The following is a 16,855-nucleotide window of genomic DNA, read 5'->3' on the forward strand; positions in this document are numbered from 1 at the left end:
GTACAGCAACAGACTTTCCTCGTTGCCGAACACCGTGCGCGACAACTGCCCGGTGCCGACGATCTGCTGGTGCATCAGCAACTCCACCCCGTGCGCCACCAGCACCGCCAGCATGAGGAACATCGGCGGACTGATCGCATCGTCGAACTGCTTGTCCAGCTTCTGGGTCAGCTCGGTAGTGACGTACTGCGCCATCCGCCGTGGATGCACGATCACCCGGTACAGCGTGCGCGGGAAAAACAGGAACCAGGTGCAGAGCTCGTAGAGAAACTCTTCCAGCGATCGAAGCAGTTTGAGGAAGTCCATCCCAAGGTCCCTGCGATGAAGGCGCCGACAGCGCCGGGCGGGCCCGGCACTGCGGTCAGCGGATGGCGACGGTCAGCGTATGCGGTGCCTTCTCGCCACGGCGCGCCTGCGCCCGCATCTGGTAGACCTGCACCACGTAGGTGCCCGAGGCGGGCAGGGTGCCGGACCAGCGCCGCTTCTCATCGTTGCTGCCCAGCGCCTCACCCTGGCCGGGGACCACGCCAGGGGCGAACACATTGAAGCTGGCATTGGCGCTGCCGCCCACCGTCACTGTCATGGTCTGGCCGGCGCGTGCCGACACGGTGTAGCGGACTGTGTCATAGCCGGAAAGCGTGCCACGCAGCGTGGCGCTGCTGGCGCCCTTGGTGAAGTGCACCGGTGTGGTGGTGACCTTGTCGGCCGCGGTGGCCAGGGCCGGGGTCAGTGCGAGCAGGGAAGACAACAGCAGCAAGCGGAAGGGTTTCATCGCAGTTCTCGCGGGCCCGGGCTTGGGCGTCCGGCCGAGCATGATCGCCAGGGCATCAAGGGCTTGTCGATGGGGCCGGCAGATTGGGCGCCRCCCCGACTCGACGGCGCATGACGCGCCAAGGAGGGGTAACCTTGGCGGTTCCCTTATAGAACGACAGGCCGGCGCCGATGGATTATCAGCTTGTGATCAAGTTCTGGCGAAAGTCGCTGGACGACGAGGCGTTCCTGGCCACGCTGGAGGCCGAGCTGACCACCGCGCTGGGCAAGGCGGCGACGCTGGACGGCTATGACGTCAGTGCCAAGGAAATCAACCTGTTCATGTTCACGGCCGATCCGCGCCCGACCTTCCGGCGCACCAAGGACGTGCTGGAGCGGTTGGGTGTCCTGCACAGCGTTTCGGCGGCCTACCGCCTGGTTGGCGGTGCCCAGTTCACCTCGGTGTGGCCGCTGCGGATGGCGCGGAAGTTCACGTTGCCGTGAGGGTGGGGCGGGCGGCTACGCCCGAACGGCCACCAGCTTGTCGTTCGACAGCGCATCCTCGCCGTCGAAGCGGTAGGCCACCAGCGGCTCGCTTTCCAGTGCTGCGCTGTAGTCCACGCAGCACGCCTTGGCGGAGATGACGCCCGGGTTTCCGCTGAACCAGTAATGCCCGAAGAAGACCGGTTTGGCCTGGTCGTAGCGCGCGATGGCGCTGTCTGGAATCGGTGTCTCCGGCAATTGACCCGCATCGCGGCCGATCAGCGCCGCAGTGCGGTAGGTCGAGGCCGTGTCATCCCACCAGCGCACCCGCGTCCGCTGTCGGACAATGCCCTGCTTGTCCGTGAAGGTGATCGGGGCGGGCAGCTCGATCTCCAGGCCCTTGCAGATCGCTTCCACCGCCACGAACGCCGCGCTGTCTTTGCGTGATGCCGCCACCAGCAGTTCCGGCGTGAGCGTGTTACCCACCCCGAGCTGATCGGCAATGACCGCCATCGAGGGCGGGTGCCAGCAGGCGTGCACCAGGCGCAACTGGTCGGTTTCGATCCACAGCGGCAGGGTCATGAACCACTGGATCCATTCCCGGTGTAGTGCACTGTCCAGCGTCACCTCGTTGAGGAAGGCGCGATGCTGGTCATGGTTGCTCTGGCCGCGTGCCCGCAGGTAGTGGCCCGGCTGCGCGGGGTCCCGCGTTGCATAGGCAATGCCATTGAACTCATGATTGCCCATGATCGCCTCGGCGCTGCCCGCATCGACCATGCGCCGGACGATCTCCAGCGTTTCCAGCTGCCCAGGGCCGCGATCAATCAGGTCGCCCACGAACCGCGCCGTACGTGCCGGATGCCGCCAGGCGCCCATGCGCTCGCGGTAACCCAGCTGTTTGAGCAACGCTTTGAGCTTCCCCGCCTGACCGTGAATATCGCCAATGATGTCGTGTGCCATTTCTCCATTCTAGCGGTCAGTGCCGGTTCGCTGGGGGCAGTGGTTAAAATGTGATGCATGCACATTCCAGTCGCGCGAATGGACACTGCCATTTACCTGTGTTATCAAGCGCTGGTCAGGATAATCCTGGCAAACCACACAGCAATCAAAGGATCGAAAATGAAACGATTCGCCCGAGCATTGCGCGTCAGCCTCAATATTCATCCGAACGAGAAAAGTAGTGTGTGGAATACCTGGCCGATCTGGATCGAGTTTTGATTCCCCRTTGATTTTACGGGTTTGAACGGTAGCAAGACGAAGGGACTCGTCTTCGAGTCCCTTCTTGMCGGAGACATGCATGGAAGGGATGTCGCAACAGCAAGGCGGCGTGGCCGCCGAGCGCCTGGCCGCCCGCGTTGAACGCGAAGGTCCGGTGTTGAAACTGGACACCGGCGGCGTCGGCGTGTTTTGCCCCGAGCTCGCCGGCCGGGTCGACAAGGAAAACGCCGAGCAGTTGTTCGTCGTCGAATCGCTGTCCGATCTGTTTCGCCGCCATCAGCGCGTGCGCTGGTCCGAAGTGCGTAGCCTCATAGCCGCCTGCAGCGCCGAATTGACGGGCCCGGACACGCTCTGCGCCCTGCAGGGCAGGATGCGCATCGCACTCGACGCGGTCTGCGGTATCGAGGCCGATGCGATGCCGGCCATCTGGAACACGATGTCCTTCCCGCTGATTCCACTGGTCATCAACGGACTCAGCGGCAAGGAACAGGCCGCCGTGCAGCGTGCGATGCAGTTGCGCTTCACCACGCAGGTGGAGCAGGTGATCCACACGCGCGATCTGCTGCGCAACTTCTTCATCGGCCGCTGTGAGTCGCGCGCGATACACGCAGAACTCCAGCGCCGGCTGCGCGATGGCCATTCTCATCTTGATTATGCGCAGCCGCTGCTTGGACTGCGCGACCGTATCGGGWTGGATAAAGTCACCTATCTGGTCACCGTGCAGTTGATCGCCATTTCCGGCGTACCGGGCATGATGGCGGCGTGCCTTCTACTGGCCATGCAGATGCACCCGGAGTGGCGCGAGAAGATCGAGGCGGAATTCGAGCCGCTGTCGGACGCGCAGATCCACGCACTGCCGATGGCACGCATTCCGTGCACGATGCGCTTCCTGAAAGAAGTGATGCGGCTGTATTCGACGCCGTTCAATAACCGCCGCGTCGCGGTGTGCGACCTGGAGGCGGACGGGCACGCGATACCCGAGGGTAGCGTGTACGAACTCAGCTCCTACATCCAACATCGCTCTGAAAAGTACTGGGACCATCCGCAGGTCTTCGATCCGGACCGCTGGTTGCCGGAGCGTCGTCGGCGCACTGCCGGCATCTACGTGCCGTACGGCTTCCCGTCGCGCTCGTGCGTGGGCTCGGCGGTGGGCAATGCGCAATTGATCCTGCTGTGCGCGTTGCTGGCGCGCGAGTATCGGTTCACGCCCTCCGCCCGCTATCGGCCCGAGGTGCGGATGGACGGATTTGCCATCCCGGCTGCGCTGCACGGCACGTTTTCAAGGCAATAAAAAAGCCGGAAGTCCTGTCACCAGGAACTTCCGGCTTCTTTCCGGCCCCGAAGGGCCGGTCGTATGGTGGAGGTGGGCGGAATTGAACCGCCGTCCGAAGGCACTCCATCCCCGGTACTACATGCTTAGCTCACCGTTGGATCTCATCCTGTGGCAGCACGGTGTGCAAAGCGCACCCCAGGACCAGCCTGCTTTAGTTAAGTCGTGACTGACAGGCAGCCATCACAACCGGTTCCGTGATAATGACCCTACATCTACGAGCACGGGCACAAGTAGGTTCGGGGGTTCGCCTTAGGCGGCTGTAGAACTAAACGCTAAAGCTGTTTTTAGGCAGCGATTGCGAAGTCGTTCGAACCGTAGTTGTCGTCGTTGGCAACTAAAAGTTTGCTGCTGGATTAACGAGGAAAGCTGCCCCCTCGGCATGCACCAAGTAACTTCACAACCCCCGTCGAAACCAATGCACCCCCGGTTTCTTCAAGAACCGCAACACATCTGGCGACCCAGACGCTACTTGACGGGCTCGATGCTACTCCAATTCAGCTGAACAGTCACGGTGCACGGCCACTCCTGCCTTGCCCGGTGCCCAGCGGAGGGGAATCAGCGCTTGCCTTCCTGCTGGCGACGGCTGTCGGCCTGGTGGCGGGCCTTTTCCTTGCGCACCCGATTGTGCTCGTTGCGCACGGTCATCGCCTGCTTCTTGGCCTGGGGTTCGGCCCGTGCCATCAGCGATTCCACCTGGGCAACCAGCCGACGGTGCTCCAGGCTGTCGTAGCTCTGGTTCTCCGACGCAGCGCGCTTGGCGTTGCGGATCAGGTAGGTCAGCACCTTGAGCAGCGCGGCGGGGTCCATGGCGCGGGCGAGTTCGTCAAAGATGAACTCCAGCGCGGCCACGTCGGCACGCAGGGTGGTCAGTTCGTCGGCCGTCTGCACCGGCTCCGGGGTATGTTCGAGGGTCACGCGCGGATCCTTTCCGTATCAATGCGGGGATTCTGACAGCTGCGCGCCTCGGAGGGGAAACAACCTGCTGCCGGGACGGTTTGCGGGAAGGGCGGGGGCGCTAAAGCGGCTTGCGCAGGTACAGGCGCTCGTGGCCGGGCGGGAAGCCCTGCAGCCGACCGAACACCGCATAGCCCTGCTTGAGGTAGAAGCCCTCGGCCTGCCAGGAGAAGGTATCCAGGGTCACGGCGTGCGCGCCCAGCGCCCGGGCCTGCTGCTCTGCATCGGCCAGCAGCGCCTGGCCAAGACCCCGGCCACGCTGGGTTTGGTCTACCCACAGCGCATGCACCATCAGCCAGCCACCGCAGACATCGGCGGCGATGCCGGCCACGGCCTGGCCGGCGGCATCGTGGATCACGCGGTTGACCGGCTGTTCGTCCAGGGCATCGCCACTGGCGGCCTGGTTGAAGGCGAGCAGGCCGGCGAACACCGCCCGGGTGTCCTCGGCACTGGCCGGCTGGATGCACGGCGCGCGCACCGTGCGCTCCATCACGCGTCGCGGTTGTGGCGGCGCATGGTGCGCGACTTCTCGCGCGCCCAGTCGCGGTCCTTCTCGGCGTCGCGCTTGTCGTGGGTCTGCTTGCCCTTGGCCAGTGCGATCTCGAGCTTGATCTTGTTCTTGCTCCAGTACATCGCCGTCGGCACGATCGTGTAGCCGTCGCGCTGGACCTTGCCGATCAGCTTGTCGATCTCGTTGCGATGCAGGAGCAGCTTGCGCTCGCGACGGTCGTTGGCCACCACGTGGGAGGAGGCCTGGATCAACGGGGTGATCTGCGCGCCGATCAGATAGATCTCGCCATCACGCACGTAGGCGTACGCATCGATGATGTTGCCGCGCCCGGCGCGGATCGACTTGACCTCCCAGCCCTGCAACGCCAGGCCGGCCTCGAAACGGTCTTCGATGTGGTACTCGTGGCGGGCACGCTTGTTGAGCGCGATGGTTTTGTTGGCCGTCGCGTTGTTTGCTTTATCCTTGCCGCTGTTCTTGCTCATGTCCGTATTGTCTCCGATTCGGGCCTCCCCGGTCGATTCATCAGCACACAGTATTGCCGCATGCCAACTATCCGCCGTAGTGCCCTGGTCGAACATTCGGCTGCCCGTATGTTCGATCTGGTCAATGATATCGATGCCTATCCGCGCCGGTTCCGCTGGTGCTCGGCGTCGCAGATCCTGGAATCCGGTCCGGACCGCCTGGTGGCGCGCCTGGACCTTGGGTTGGGCTCGTTCTCGACCTGGTTCATGACCGAAAACACCCTGCAACGTCCCAGCAGCATCGACATGCAGCTGCGCGATGGCCCGTTCAAGCGCCTGCATGGGCGCTGGGACTTCCATGCGCTGGCCGAGGACGCCTGCAAGGTGACCCTGACCCTGGAGTTCGAACCGAACTCGCGACTGCTGGGCCCGGCGCTGGCACTGGGCTTCCAGGGCTTGGCCGACCGCATGGTCAATGATTTCGTCCGCGTCGCCGATGGGCAGGACTGAGCGGTGATCGCAGTGGAAGTGGTGCTGGCCTGGCCGGATCGGGTGGCATCACGCCAGCTGCAGTTGCCCGATACCGCCACGGTGGCCGACGCCATTGCCGCCGCCGCGCTGGAGGGCAGTGAGCAGTGCCCGGCCGTGGCCGTGCATGGGCTGCTGGCCAGGCCCACCCAGACGCTGTGCGATGGGGACCGGGTCGAGCTGCTGCGCCCGTTGCTGGCCGATCCGAAGGACAACCGCCGCCGACGCGCCCGCGCCGGCAGCTGAAGAACGTGGCGGTGGCCTCAGCGGCCGCCGCGCTTCTTCTTGTCCTTGGCCAGGTTGCGGCCGAACTGGCGCACCGTGGTCTTGGCCAGGTCGGCGTCGTTGTTGGCGAAGTACTCGCCCTCCCAACGGGTAACCACATCGTTCTCGAAGTAGACGGTGAAGTTCTTCACTTCGGTCTGGCCGAGGCGGTTCACGCGCTGGCTGGCGGTGTAATCCCAGCGCTGGGCGTGGAACGGGTCCGGGATCGAGGGGGTGCCGAGCAGCGCGGTGACCTGCTGCTTGCTCTGGCCCGCCTGCAGCTGACCGACGGCCTGCTCCCGGATCAGGTTGCCCTGATAGATGGGTTGCTTATAGATGATGCCGCAGCCCGTGGTGGACAGGGCAACGGCGGCGACCAGCAGGAGTTTGCGCATCGGAAAGGGCGTTTGGGGAAATCCAGTCGATGATACACTCACGACGCGTCGCCGCGACCCAATCCGAGGCAGCTGGCGCTAAATCGCCAATGAACGGAGAACTATGGAAACCCACGACCTGCGCAAAGTCGGCCTGAAGGTGACCCATCCGCGGATGCGGATCCTGGCGTTGCTCGAACAGCGCAATGCCCAGAACCACCAGCACCACATGACCGCCGAAGACATCTACCGCCAGCTCCTGGAGCACGGCGACGAGATCGGGCTGGCCACGGTGTATCGCGTGCTGACCCAGTTCGAGGCCGCCGGCCTGGTGCTGAAGCACAACTTCGAAGGCGGGCAGGCCGTCTATGAACTTGATCGCGGCGGCCACCACGACCATATGGTCGACGTGGACACCGGCAAGATCATCGAGTTCGAAAGCCACGAGATCGAAGAACTTCAGCGCAAGATCGCCACCGAACACGGCTACGAGCTGGAAGAGCACTCGCTCGTCCTGTACGTACGCAAGAAGCGTCGGTAATGGCCCGGCGGCCGGTCGTCAGGCCGCCGCCGACCCGCACCGCGCTTCACCGGACCCCGGGCCCTGGCCCGGGGTTTTTGCGTTTCAGCGCGCGGTGGCGGTGACGGGTGCAACGTCCGGGAGCAGAGCGTCCAAGTCCACCGCGTCGGCCATTGCCCGGTTGCCGGCATCGCCCGGGTGCAGGTGATCGCCGGAATCGAAGGCAGGTGCCAGCCGCTCGGGATGGCAGGGATCGCGCAGGGCCGCGTCAAGATCGATCACCGCATCGAACGGGCCGTCGTTGCGTAGCCAGGCGTTGAGCTGGTGGCGCAGGGCGTCCTTGTCCGGCTGGTAGTAGTCGTCCAGCGGGGTGCCGGGGAGGGCACCGGCGAACGGCGGCAGGGTGGCGCCGAGGATGCGTACGCCGCGGGCATGTGCGCGCTCGACCAGGTGCCGGTAGCCGGCCTGCAGCTCGGCCAGCGTCGGCGCCACCTGTCCGCGGGCGAAGGCGGTGCCGGGCCAGGCGATGTCGTTGATGCCGATCAGCGCGATCACGCTGGCCACGCCGGACGGGTCGAGCGCGTCGCGCTGGACGCGGGAGACGGCCGCGTCACCCATGCCATCGCGCAACAGCCGGCCGCCGGAGATGCCGGCATTGACGACGGCCACGCCGCGTGGCGCCAGCCGCGCCGCCAGGTGATCGGTCCAGCGCTGGTCGCGGTCCAGGCTGGCGGTGGCGCCATCGGTGATCGAGTCGCCGATCACCACCACGCTGCGTGCGGTGGCGCCGGCCTGGACCTCGATGCCGGTCAGGAACAGGCGCGCGGTGGTGGTCGAGGTGGGCGCCAGCACCGGCGCGCGGGTCTGGTCGCCGGAGCCGATCAGCGCGGTTTGCCGGCCATCCCAATGGAAGGTGCGCAGGCGCAGCCGATCCGGGATGTACACGCTGACCTGTACGGCCTGCAGGGCGCTGGTGACCAGCCCAAGCGGGTCACTCAGGCGCTCCTGGCCGGGGGCGATGACCACCTCGGCCTGGCCATCGAAGGCGAGGGCCATCGGCACCTGTCCGGGCGCGGCGGCAACGCTCGCGGCGCTGATCCGGACCGGCTGGTCGCCGTAGGCATTGCTCAGGCGCACCCGTAGCTGATTCCCGCCGAGGCTCAGGCGCGCGGTCTGGCGGACGGTCTGTGCGTCCAACTGCGCGGGAATGCCTGTGGGGAACAGAAAATCCGCGCCCCACACGGGCTGCGGGCTGGCCTGCCAGCTGGCCACCCAGCGGGCGGGAGGCGCTGCGGCTACGGTGGTGGTGGCAGTAAGCAGGGCCGTGGCGGCAAGGCGGGTGAGTGCATTCATCGGGCGATCCGTCGGGTGGGGACGGCCATGGTGATCCGCGCCGCATCTGTGAACTAGACTGCGTGCGGACAATCATCTGTGAACTGGATTCATCCCATGGCAGGCACCGATATCAACCGTTCCGGCGAACTGGAAGTGTTCGTCCGGGTCATCGAAACCGGCGGTTTCTCGGCGGCGGCGCGCTCGCTGGAGCTGAGCCCGTCGGCGGTCAGCAAGCTGGTGTCGCGGCTGGAGCAGCGGCTGGGCGCGCGCCTGCTGCAACGCTCGACCCGCCAGTTGCAGCTCACGCCGGAGGGCTGCACCTTCTACGAGCGGGGGCTGCGGGTGCTGGCCGACCTGGACGAGGCCGAGCGCTGCGCCAGTGCCCATGCCGAGCCGCGCGGGCGACTGCGGGTGAATGCCAATGTGCCGTTCGGGCACCACTTCCTGCTGCCGCTGTTGCCGGACTTCCTCGCCCGGCATCCGCAGGTGGGCGTGGATCTGGTGCTGACCGACGAGGTGATCGATCTGCTGGAGCAGCGCACCGACGTGGCCGTGCGCGCCGGGCCGCTGAAGAATTCCCGCCTGGTGGCGCGGCTGCTGGGGGCGACGCCGATGGTGATCGTGGCGGCACCGGCGTATGCCCTCCGCCACGGCCTGCCGGCGACGGCCGATGCACTGCTGGCGCACAACCGGCTCGATATCGGCCACCCGCGCGCGCAGTCCGGATGGCCGCTGATGGTGGACGGGCAGCGGCGGGTGGTAGCCACCCAGGGCAGTGCACGGGCCAGCGACGGCGAGGCGTTGCGGCGGCTGGTGCTGGGCGGGGTGGGGATGGCGCGGCTGGCGGCGTTCCAGGTTCAGGACGACATCGCCGCCGGGCGGCTCCTACCGGTGTTGGAGCACGCCAACCCGGGCGATCTGGAAGAGGTGCACGCGGTGTTMCAAGGGCAGGGCGGTTACCTGCCGCTGCGGGTGCGCGCGTTGCTGGATTTCCTGGTGGAACGGGTGGATCTGTCCCGCCCGTTGGGGTAATGGCCGCGGGGCGCGGCAACGCAAGGCGCCAGCCAGCGTCCGACGAGACCCGCGGTGCGTCGGGTGTATCCGGACCCGGCCGGCGGCCTGCGCATTACGCGAGGTATGTTGGGGGGCGTGCGGAACCGGCCAGCGGCGGGTACCGACCGTGGGTCGGTACCTGCCCTCAAACCTGCAGCAGCTTGCGGGCGGCCGCGCGGGCTTCCTTGCTGACTTCCACCCCGCCCAGCATCCGGGCAAGTTCTTCCTCGCGGGCCTTGGGGTCCAGCTTCTCCACCGCGCTCTRGGTCATGCCGTCCACCGGCGCCTTGCTGACCCGGTAATGCGCGTGGCCTTTGGACGCGACCTGCGGCAAGTGGGTGACGCACAACACCTGGCGCTTCTCGCCGAGGGCGCGCAGCTTGTGCCCGACGATGTCGGCCACCGCGCCGCCGATGCCCGAATCGACTTCGTCGAAGACCATGGTCGGCACCGCGTCCAGGCCCAGCGCGGCCACCTCGATGGCCAGCGAAATACGTGACAGTTCACCGCCGGAGGCGACCTTGCGCAGGGCGCGCGGCGGCTGCCCTGCATTGGCGGCGACCAGGAACTCGACCCGCTCGGCGCCGTTCGGGTCCGGCTTGACCACGGTCTGCGGCTCGAGGTCGATCAGGAACTGCCCGCCGCCCATGCCCAGCTCGCCGATCAGGGTGGTGGTGGTGTCCGACAGCGCCTTGGCGGCCTCGCGGCGGCTCTTGCTCAGCACCTCGGCCACGGTCTGCCACTGGCCGGCGGCGCGATCGATCTCGCCGGCCAGCGCCTGCAGCCGGGTGTCGGCGCCGCGCAGCTGCTCGACCTCTGCTTCCATCGCGTCGCGGTGCTCGCCCAGCGCTTCCATCGGCACCCGGTGCTTGCGCGCCAGGTCGTGCAGGCGACCAAGCCGGCGCTCGATGTCCTCGAACTGTTCCGGGTCGGCGTCCAGGTCGTCGTGGACGCGGTCCAGCAGCGCCAGTGCCTCGTCCAGCTGGATGGCGGCGCTGTCGAGCAGGGCATCGACCTCGCCCAGGCGCGGATCGTGTTCGGCCACCCGCGCCAGCTCGTGGCGGGTCTGCTGCAGCAGCTGCAGCGCGGAGGTGTCTTCATCGCCGTTCAGGCGCGCCACGGCCACGTCGCAGGCGGCGATCAGCGCGCTGGCGTGGGCCTGGCGGCGGTGGCTGCTGCCCAGCTGGGCGATCGAGGCCGGTTCCAGATCCTCGCGCTGCAGCTCGCCCAACTGGTGTTCCAGGTAGCCGATGCGGTCGCTGACATCGCCCTGGCGCGACAGCGATTCGGCCTCGTCCACCAGCGCCTGCCAGCGTGCGGCGGCCTGGCGGACCTGGCCGCGCTCGGTCTCGTTGCGCGCGAACGCGTCCAGCAGGGCCAGCTGCGAGGGCCGCGCGAGCAGCGCCTGCTGTTCGTGCTGGCCATGGATTTCCACCAGCGTGGACGCCAGCTCGGTCAGCTGGGTGAGGGTGACCGGGCGCCCGTTGATCCAGGCGCGCGAGCCGCCGTCGGCACGGATGATCCGGCGCAGCTGGCACTGGTCCTCGTCGTCCAGTTCATTCTCGCGCAGCCAGCGCCGCGCCGGGGCGTCTTCGCCGGGGGCGAATTCGGCCGACAGTTCCGCGCGGGCGGCGCCGTGGCGGACCACGCCGCTGTCGGCGCGCAGGCCGGACAGGAAGCCCAGCGCGTCGACCATCAGCGACTTGCCCGCGCCGGTCTCGCCGGAAACCACGGTCATGCCCGGCCCGAATTCGAGTTCGGTAGCGCGGACGACGGCAAAATCCTTGATCGATAGATGTTTGAGCATGGTTGTCTGTTCTCGAGCCGCGCAACGCTAGCATGGGTGAGGGGCGGCTCCAATGCGCGGATATCAATCGTGATGTACCGATGGCTTGCCAACGGGCCCCATCGCCATTATCTAGTGTTGCGTCTCACAGGCTGATTCCATGCACCCCTCCGCCACCCATCTCGCTCCCCGCGCCCGCCATCTGCTGCGGACGCTGATCGCGCGCCATATCCAGGACGGCGAGCCGGTGGGGTCGCAGACGCTGGCGCGACTGGCCGGGCTGGATGTCAGCCCGGCGACCATCCGCAACATCCTCGGCGACCTGGAAGACCTGGGCCTGCTCAGTTCGCCGCATACCTCGGCCGGCCGGGTGCCCACCGCGCACGGCTACCGGGTGTTCGTGGACAGCCTGGTCAAGATGCAGCCGCCGGGCGAGGGCGAACTGAGCCGGCTGCGCAGCGAGCTGGCCACCGGCACCGGCACCCAGGCGCTGCTCGGCAGTGCGTCGGAGCTGCTGTCGGCGATGAGCCACTTTGTCGGGGTGGTCAGCGCCCCGCGCCGCGAGCAGTTCGCCTTCCGCCACATCGATTTCGTGGCACTCGATGCCGGCCGCGTGCTGGCGATCCTGGTATTTGCCGACAACGAAGTGCAGAACCGGGTGATCGAGCCGCGCCGTGCCTTCGGTCCAGGCGAGCTGGAGCAGGTCGCCAACTACCTCAATGCCAACTGCGCGGGCCGGCCGCTGGCCGAGATCCGTGCGCGGCTGCTGCTGGAGCTGCGCGATGCGCAGTCGGAAATGGAGCAGCTGCTGGCGCACAGCATCGAACTGGCCGAGCAGGCGATGGTGCCGCCGGCCGATGACATGGTGCTGGCCGGGGCGACCCGCTTGATGGGGGTGCAGGACCTGTCCGACCTGGAGCGTCTGCGCGAGCTGTTCGATGTGTTTGCCAGCAAGCGCGAGATCCTGCAGCTGCTCGAGCGCACCATCCAGGCCCCGGGCGTGCGCATCTTCATCGGCGAAGAGACCGGGGTGATGCCGCTGGAGGGGGTCTCGCTGGTCACCGCGCCGTACTCGGCCGGCGGCCAGGTACTGGGCGTGCTCGGGGTGATCGGCCCGAAGCGGATGGCGTATGACCGCATGATTCCGCTGGTGGAGGCTACCGCGCAGGTGCTGGGCGCCGCGCTGGGCGACCCGGCGGGCGGCGGATTGTCCCGCGATCGCGCATAAACCTGGCATTGGACTCTTGAATCCGCACCCCGCGCCCACATAGGGGTGGGTGGAGGCGGAGAGTCACCGCCAAGGATCCGGAAATGAACCAAGATCAGCCCGATATCGCATCCCAGAATCCCGCCGGTGAGCCGGCTGCCGAGCCGTCCCTGCAGCAGCAGCTGGACAGCCTGCACAACGAGGTCGCCCTGCTGCGTGCCGAGTCGCTGCGCGAACGCGCCGACCTGGACAACCAGCGCAAGCGCGTGGCCCGCGACGTGGAACAGGCGCGCCGCTTCGCCAATGAAAAGCTGCTGGGCGAGCTGCTGCCGGTCTTCGACAGCCTCGACGCCGGCCTGAGTGCCGCCGGTGCCGAGCCCAGCCCGCTGCGCGAAGGCCTGGAGCTGACCTACAAGCAGCTGCTCAAGGTTGCCGCCGACAACGGCCTGACCCTGCTCGACCCGACCGGCCAGGCCTTCAACCCGGACCACCACCAGGCGATCAGCCAGGTCGACGCGCCCGGCGCGGCGCCCGGCAGCGTGGTGCAGGTGTTCCAGAAGGGTTACCTGCTCAACGATCGCCTGCTGCGCCCGGCGCTGGTCGTGGTCGCCCGCGATTGACCCGGCTTGCGCGACGCTGAATGCGTTGCGCTTCCACCGGACACAGTGTTTGGTGGGTGGCTTGAATGTAGTCCAGCCGTCCCCCACATCCCATTCATAACCCGGCAGCAGCCGGATGTTCCCAGAACTTTCAGGAGTCTCCCTCATGGGCAAGATCATTGGTATCGACCTCGGCACCACCAACTCGTGTGTGGCGATCATGGACGGCGGCAAGGCCCGCGTCATCGAAAATGCCGAAGGCGACCGCACCACGCCTTCCATCGTCGCCTACACCAAGGACGGCGAAGTACTGGTGGGTGCCTCGGCCAAGCGCCAGGCCGTCACCAACCCGAAGAACACCTTCTACGCCGTCAAGCGCCTGATCGGCCGCAAGTTCACCGACGCTGAAGTCCAGAAGGACATCGCGCACGTGCCCTACGGCATCCTGGCCCACGACAACGGCGACGCCTGGGTGCAGACCAGCGACGCCAAGAAGATGGCGCCGCAGGAAATCTCCGCCCGCGTGCTGGAGAAGATGAAGAAGACCGCCGAAGCCTTCCTGGGTGAGACCGTCACCGAGGCGGTGATCACCGTGCCGGCCTACTTCAACGACAGCCAGCGCCAGGCCACCAAGGACGCCGGCCGCATCGCCGGCCTGGACGTCAAGCGCATCATCAACGAGCCGACCGCGGCCGCGCTGGCCTATGGCCTGGACAAGGGCGACAACAAGGATCGCAAGATCGTGGTGTACGACCTGGGCGGCGGCACCTTCGACGTGTCGGTGATCGAGATCGCCAACGTCGACGGTGAGAAGCAGTTCGAAGTGCTGGCCACCAACGGCGACACCTTCCTGGGCGGCGAAGACTTCGACAACCGCGTCATCGAGTACCTCGTCGACGAGTTCAACAAGGACCAGGGCATCGACCTGCGCAAGGACCCGTTGGCCCTGCAGCGCCTGAAGGATGCGGCCGAGCGCGCCAAGATCGAGCTGTCCAGCGCCCAGCAGACCGAAGTGAACCTGCCGTACGTCACCGCCGACGCCTCCGGTCCGAAGCACCTGAACATCAAGCTGACCCGCGCCAAGCTGGAAGCGCTGGTGGAAGAGCTGATCAAGAAGTCGATCGAGCCGTGCCGCGTGGCGTTGAACGACGCCGGCCTGCGCTCGAGCGACATCAGCGAAGTGATCCTGGTCGGTGGCCAGACACGCATGCCGAAGGTGCAGCAGGCGGTGACCGAGTTCTTCGGCAAGGAACCGCGCAAGGACGTCAACCCGGACGAAGCCGTGGCACTGGGTGCGGCGATCCAGGGCGGCGTGCTGGGCGGCGACGTCAAGGACGTGCTGCTGCTGGACGTGACCCCGCTGTCGCTGGGTATCGAAACCATGGGCGGCGTGTTCACCAAGATCATCGAGAAGAACACCACCATCCCGACCAAGGCCTCGCAGGTGTTCTCCACCGCCGAGGACAACCAGTCGGCCGTGACCGTGCACGTGCTGCAGGGTGAGCGCGAGCAGGCCCGCTTCAACAAGTCGCTGGCCAAGTTCGACCTGTCCGGCATCGAGCCGTCCCCGCGTGGCATGCCGCAGGTGGAAGTGTCCTTCGACATCGACGCCAACGGCATCCTGCACGTGTCGGCCAAGGACAAGAAGACCAACAAGGAACAGAAGGTCGAAATCAAGGCCGGTTCGGGTCTGTCCGAGGACGAGATCGCGCGCATGGTCGCCGATGCCGAAGCCAACCGCGAAGAAGACAAGAAGTTCCATGAGCTGGTCCAGGCCCGCAACCAGGCCGACGCGCTGATCCATGGTACCCGTACCGCGATCACCGAGCACGGCAGCAAGGTCGGTGGCGATGTGATCGGCAAGGTCGAGTCGGCCCTGGCCGACCTGGAAACGGCGATGAAGGGCGACGACAAGGCGCAGATCGAAGCCAAGTCGAAGGTTCTTGAAGAAGCCGGCCAGGCATTGTTCGCCGCCTCGGCCGCGGCCGAGCAGGGCGGTGCGGCGCCGGGCGCGGATGCCGGTGCCAACGCCGGCGCGCACGACGATGTGGTCGACGCCGAGTTCACCGAAGTGAAGGACGACAAGAAGTCCTGATCCGGACAGGATGCGGGACGTTGCGCAGGCAACGTCCCGTGCTTGTTTCCCCTTAGGTCCTGGCAGCCGCCTGCGGTTTGTCGGGGCGCCCCGGCGAAAGAGCGGACCTGGTTCCGCTCTTCCGCTTTGACGAATCCCGACCACCGGAACCCGATTCAACCCTATGAGCAAGCGTGACTATTACGAAGTGCTGGGCGTTTCCCGCACCGCGACCGAAGAAGAACTGAAGAAGTCCTATCGCCGTTGCGCGATGAAGTTCCACCCGGACCGCAACCCGGGCGACAGCGCGGCCGAAGCCTCCTTCAAGGAGTGCAAGGAAGCCTACGAAACCCTGTCCGACAGCAACAAGCGCCGCATGTACGACGCCCACGGCCATGCTGCATTCGAGCACGGCATGGGCGGCGGTGGCGGTGGTCCCGGCGGCCCGGACATGGGCGATATCTTCGGTGACATCTTCGGCAACATCTTCGGCGGTGCCGGTGGTGGTGGCCAGCGCCAGGCCCGTCGCGGCGCCGATGTCGGCTATGTGATGGAGCTGGACCTGGAAGAAGCGGTGATGGGCGTGGAACGCCGCATCGAGATCCCGACGTTGGCCGAATGCGACGACTGCAACGGCAGTGGCTCCGAAGACGGCAAGGTCGATACCTGCAGCGTGTGCCATGGCCACGGCCAGGTGCGCATCCAGCGCGGCATCTTTGCGATGCAGCAGGCGTGCCACAACTGCAACGGGCGCGGCAAGATCATCCAGACCCCGTGCAAGACCTGCCACGGCAATGGCCGTGTGGAGGAAGACAAGGTGTTGTCGGTGAAGGTGCCCGCGGGCGTCGACAGCGGCGACCGCATCCGCTTGTCCGGCGAAGGCGAGGCTGGTCCGGCCGGTACGCCGCCGGGCGATCTGTACGTGGAAGTGCGGGTGCGCGAGCACGCGATCTTCCAGCGCGACGGCGACGATCTGCATTGCGAAGTGCCGATCCGCATCTCGCAGGCTGCGTTGGGCGACACCGTGCGCGTGGCCACCCTGGGCGGGTACGCGGAAATCCGCATCCCGGCCGAAACCCAGACCGGCAAGCTGTTCCGCCTGCGCGGCAAGGGCGTGCGCTCGGTGCGCAGTCGCAGCGAAGGCGATCTGTACTGCCGCGTGGTGGTGGAAACCCCGGTCAACCTGACCCCTGAGCAGCGCAAGCTGCTGGAGCAGTTCGAAACCACCTTCACCGGCGAAGAAGCGCGCAAGCACTCGCCGAAGTCGGCGACGTTCATCGACGGCGTGAAGGGTTTCTGGGATCGGATGACCTCGTAAGCGACCGGCGATTCAACGGATGTGACGAAGGCCCGCTGGTGACAGCGGGCCTTTTTTGTCCGTCGCCGGGTAGAGCCACCCCGTGGG

General features: G+C 66.5%; 18 protein-coding genes, 1 other RNA gene and 1 pseudogene. 10 read left to right on the forward strand and 10 right to left on the reverse strand.

Annotated elements, in window-relative coordinates; all coding sequences use genetic code 11:
* A pseudogene (locus tag AC1DQP_RS06110) lies at window positions 1–306 on the reverse strand (hypothetical protein); the annotation flags it as partial.
* Between the two features lie 55 nt (window positions 307–361).
* Window positions 362–772, reverse strand: coding sequence for a g-type lysozyme inhibitor (locus AC1DQP_RS06115; RefSeq protein WP_457319690.1), 411 nt, complete (start codon window positions 770–772; stop codon window positions 362–364).
* Window positions 773–942: 170 nt separating this feature from the next.
* Between AC1DQP_RS06115 and AC1DQP_RS06120 the strand changes: the two genes are divergently transcribed.
* Window positions 943–1,254, forward strand: a complete 312-nt coding sequence (locus tag AC1DQP_RS06120) for a hypothetical protein (protein ID WP_478051264.1) — start codon at window positions 943–945, stop codon at window positions 1,252–1,254.
* Between the two features lie 15 nt (window positions 1,255–1,269).
* Here AC1DQP_RS06120 and AC1DQP_RS06125 read toward each other — a convergent pair whose 3' ends face one another.
* Window positions 1,270–2,193 (reverse strand): metallophosphoesterase, encoded by a 924-nt coding sequence (locus AC1DQP_RS06125; RefSeq protein ID WP_478051265.1) that lies wholly within the window; start codon window positions 2,191–2,193, stop codon window positions 1,270–1,272.
* Window positions 2,194–2,530: 337 nt separating this feature from the next.
* Here AC1DQP_RS06125 and AC1DQP_RS06130 point away from each other — a divergent pair, with 337 nt between their 5' ends.
* The gene (locus AC1DQP_RS06130; RefSeq protein WP_478051266.1) at window positions 2,531–3,742 is read left to right on the forward strand and encodes a cytochrome P450; all 1,212 of its coding nucleotides are present in this window, start codon (window positions 2,531–2,533) and stop codon (window positions 3,740–3,742) included.
* Window positions 3,743–3,806: 64 nt separating this feature from the next.
* On the opposite strand, the gene ssrA is transcribed toward AC1DQP_RS06130, so the two are convergent.
* The 4 genes from ssrA to smpB form a co-directional block, all read right to left on the reverse strand.
* Window positions 3,807–4,209, reverse strand: a transfer-messenger RNA (tmRNA) gene (ssrA, locus tag AC1DQP_RS06135).
* Between the two features lie 130 nt (window positions 4,210–4,339).
* Window positions 4,340–4,699 carry a hypothetical protein gene (locus tag AC1DQP_RS06140; RefSeq protein WP_256774024.1) on the reverse strand — a complete coding sequence of 120 codons (360 nt, stop codon included), beginning with the start codon at window positions 4,697–4,699 and terminating at the stop codon, window positions 4,340–4,342.
* A 100-nt stretch (window positions 4,700–4,799) separates the two neighbouring features.
* Window positions 4,800–5,216, reverse strand: coding sequence for a GNAT family N-acetyltransferase (locus AC1DQP_RS06145; RefSeq protein WP_457321784.1), 417 nt, complete (start codon window positions 5,214–5,216; stop codon window positions 4,800–4,802).
* 11 nt (window positions 5,217–5,227) lie between these two features.
* Entirely contained in the window at window positions 5,228–5,731 is a 504-nt protein-coding gene (gene smpB / locus AC1DQP_RS06150) for an SsrA-binding protein SmpB (protein ID WP_256774022.1), read from the reverse strand.
* A 60-nt stretch (window positions 5,732–5,791) separates the two neighbouring features.
* On the opposite strand from smpB, the gene AC1DQP_RS06155 reads away from it, so the two are divergent.
* Entirely contained in the window at window positions 5,792–6,220 is a 429-nt protein-coding gene (locus AC1DQP_RS06155; protein ID WP_256774021.1) for a type II toxin-antitoxin system RatA family toxin, read from the forward strand.
* A 3-nt stretch (window positions 6,221–6,223) separates the two neighbouring features.
* Window positions 6,224–6,484 (forward strand): RnfH family protein, encoded by a 261-nt coding sequence (locus AC1DQP_RS06160; protein WP_256774020.1) that lies wholly within the window; start codon window positions 6,224–6,226, stop codon window positions 6,482–6,484.
* A 17-nt stretch (window positions 6,485–6,501) separates the two neighbouring features.
* On the opposite strand, the gene AC1DQP_RS06165 is transcribed toward AC1DQP_RS06160, so the two are convergent.
* Window positions 6,502–6,897 (reverse strand): outer membrane protein assembly factor BamE, encoded by a 396-nt coding sequence (locus tag AC1DQP_RS06165; RefSeq protein ID WP_256774019.1) that lies wholly within the window; start codon window positions 6,895–6,897, stop codon window positions 6,502–6,504.
* A 103-nt stretch (window positions 6,898–7,000) separates the two neighbouring features.
* Between AC1DQP_RS06165 and fur the strand changes: the two genes are divergently transcribed.
* The gene (gene fur / locus AC1DQP_RS06170) at window positions 7,001–7,417 is read left to right on the forward strand and encodes a ferric iron uptake transcriptional regulator (RefSeq protein ID WP_312239326.1); all 417 of its coding nucleotides are present in this window, start codon (window positions 7,001–7,003) and stop codon (window positions 7,415–7,417) included.
* Window positions 7,418–7,501: 84 nt separating this feature from the next.
* On the opposite strand, the gene AC1DQP_RS06175 is transcribed toward fur, so the two are convergent.
* Complete coding sequence (locus AC1DQP_RS06175) at window positions 7,502–8,749, reverse strand: SGNH/GDSL hydrolase family protein (protein WP_457319986.1); 1,248 nt, start codon at window positions 8,747–8,749, stop codon at window positions 7,502–7,504.
* Window positions 8,750–8,845: 96 nt separating this feature from the next.
* Here AC1DQP_RS06175 and AC1DQP_RS06180 point away from each other — a divergent pair, with 96 nt between their 5' ends.
* Window positions 8,846–9,763: a LysR family transcriptional regulator gene (locus tag AC1DQP_RS06180; protein ID WP_478051267.1), complete on the forward strand. Its 918-nt coding sequence runs from the start codon at window positions 8,846–8,848 to the stop codon at window positions 9,761–9,763.
* Window positions 9,764–9,929: 166 nt separating this feature from the next.
* On the opposite strand, the gene recN is transcribed toward AC1DQP_RS06180, so the two are convergent.
* A complete protein-coding gene (gene recN / locus AC1DQP_RS06185; RefSeq protein WP_478051268.1) occupies window positions 9,930–11,591 on the reverse strand; it encodes a DNA repair protein RecN in 1,662 nt (553 codons plus the stop codon).
* A gap of 139 nt (window positions 11,592–11,730) precedes the next feature.
* Between recN and hrcA the strand changes: the two genes are divergently transcribed.
* The 4 genes from hrcA to dnaJ all read left to right on the forward strand — a co-directional run bounded on the left by hrcA (window position 11,731) and on the right by dnaJ (window position 16,768).
* A complete protein-coding gene (gene hrcA / locus AC1DQP_RS06190; protein WP_256774014.1) occupies window positions 11,731–12,798 on the forward strand; it encodes a heat-inducible transcriptional repressor HrcA in 1,068 nt (355 codons plus the stop codon).
* An 83-nt stretch (window positions 12,799–12,881) separates the two neighbouring features.
* The gene (grpE, locus tag AC1DQP_RS06195; RefSeq protein WP_256774013.1) at window positions 12,882–13,397 is read left to right on the forward strand and encodes a nucleotide exchange factor GrpE; all 516 of its coding nucleotides are present in this window, start codon (window positions 12,882–12,884) and stop codon (window positions 13,395–13,397) included.
* A gap of 145 nt (window positions 13,398–13,542) precedes the next feature.
* Complete coding sequence (gene dnaK, locus AC1DQP_RS06200) at window positions 13,543–15,471, forward strand: molecular chaperone DnaK (protein ID WP_457320523.1); 1,929 nt, start codon at window positions 13,543–13,545, stop codon at window positions 15,469–15,471.
* A gap of 163 nt (window positions 15,472–15,634) precedes the next feature.
* Complete coding sequence (gene dnaJ / locus AC1DQP_RS06205) at window positions 15,635–16,768, forward strand: molecular chaperone DnaJ (RefSeq protein ID WP_256774011.1); 1,134 nt, start codon at window positions 15,635–15,637, stop codon at window positions 16,766–16,768.
* Window positions 16,769–16,855 lie beyond the last annotated feature (87 nt).

Source organism: Stenotrophomonas sp. P5_A8, assembly GCF_056400545.1.

Coding starts and splice junctions, on each gene's coding strand:
- AC1DQP_RS06115 (WP_457319690.1), bottom strand. CDS start 772: ATGAAACCCTTCCGCTTGCTGCTGTTGTCTTCCCTGCTCGCACTGACC.
- AC1DQP_RS06120 (WP_478051264.1), top strand. CDS start 943: ATGGATTATCAGCTTGTGATCAAGTTCTGGCGAAAGTCGCTGGACGAC.
- AC1DQP_RS06125 (WP_478051265.1), bottom strand. CDS start 2,193: ATGGCACACGACATCATTGGCGATATTCACGGTCAGGCGGGGAAGCTC.
- smpB (WP_256774022.1), bottom strand. CDS start 5,731: ATGAGCAAGAACAGCGGCAAGGATAAAGCAAACAACGCGACGGCCAAC.
- AC1DQP_RS06155 (WP_256774021.1), top strand. CDS start 5,792: ATGCCAACTATCCGCCGTAGTGCCCTGGTCGAACATTCGGCTGCCCGT.
- AC1DQP_RS06165 (WP_256774019.1), bottom strand. CDS start 6,897: ATGCGCAAACTCCTGCTGGTCGCCGCCGTTGCCCTGTCCACCACGGGC.
- fur (WP_312239326.1), top strand. CDS start 7,001: ATGGAAACCCACGACCTGCGCAAAGTCGGCCTGAAGGTGACCCATCCG.
- AC1DQP_RS06175 (WP_457319986.1), bottom strand. CDS start 8,749: ATGAATGCACTCACCCGCCTTGCCGCCACGGCCCTGCTTACTGCCACC.
- hrcA (WP_256774014.1), top strand. CDS start 11,731: ATGCACCCCTCCGCCACCCATCTCGCTCCCCGCGCCCGCCATCTGCTG.
- grpE (WP_256774013.1), top strand. CDS start 12,882: ATGAACCAAGATCAGCCCGATATCGCATCCCAGAATCCCGCCGGTGAG.
- dnaK (WP_457320523.1), top strand. CDS start 13,543: ATGGGCAAGATCATTGGTATCGACCTCGGCACCACCAACTCGTGTGTG.
- dnaJ (WP_256774011.1), top strand. CDS start 15,635: ATGAGCAAGCGTGACTATTACGAAGTGCTGGGCGTTTCCCGCACCGCG.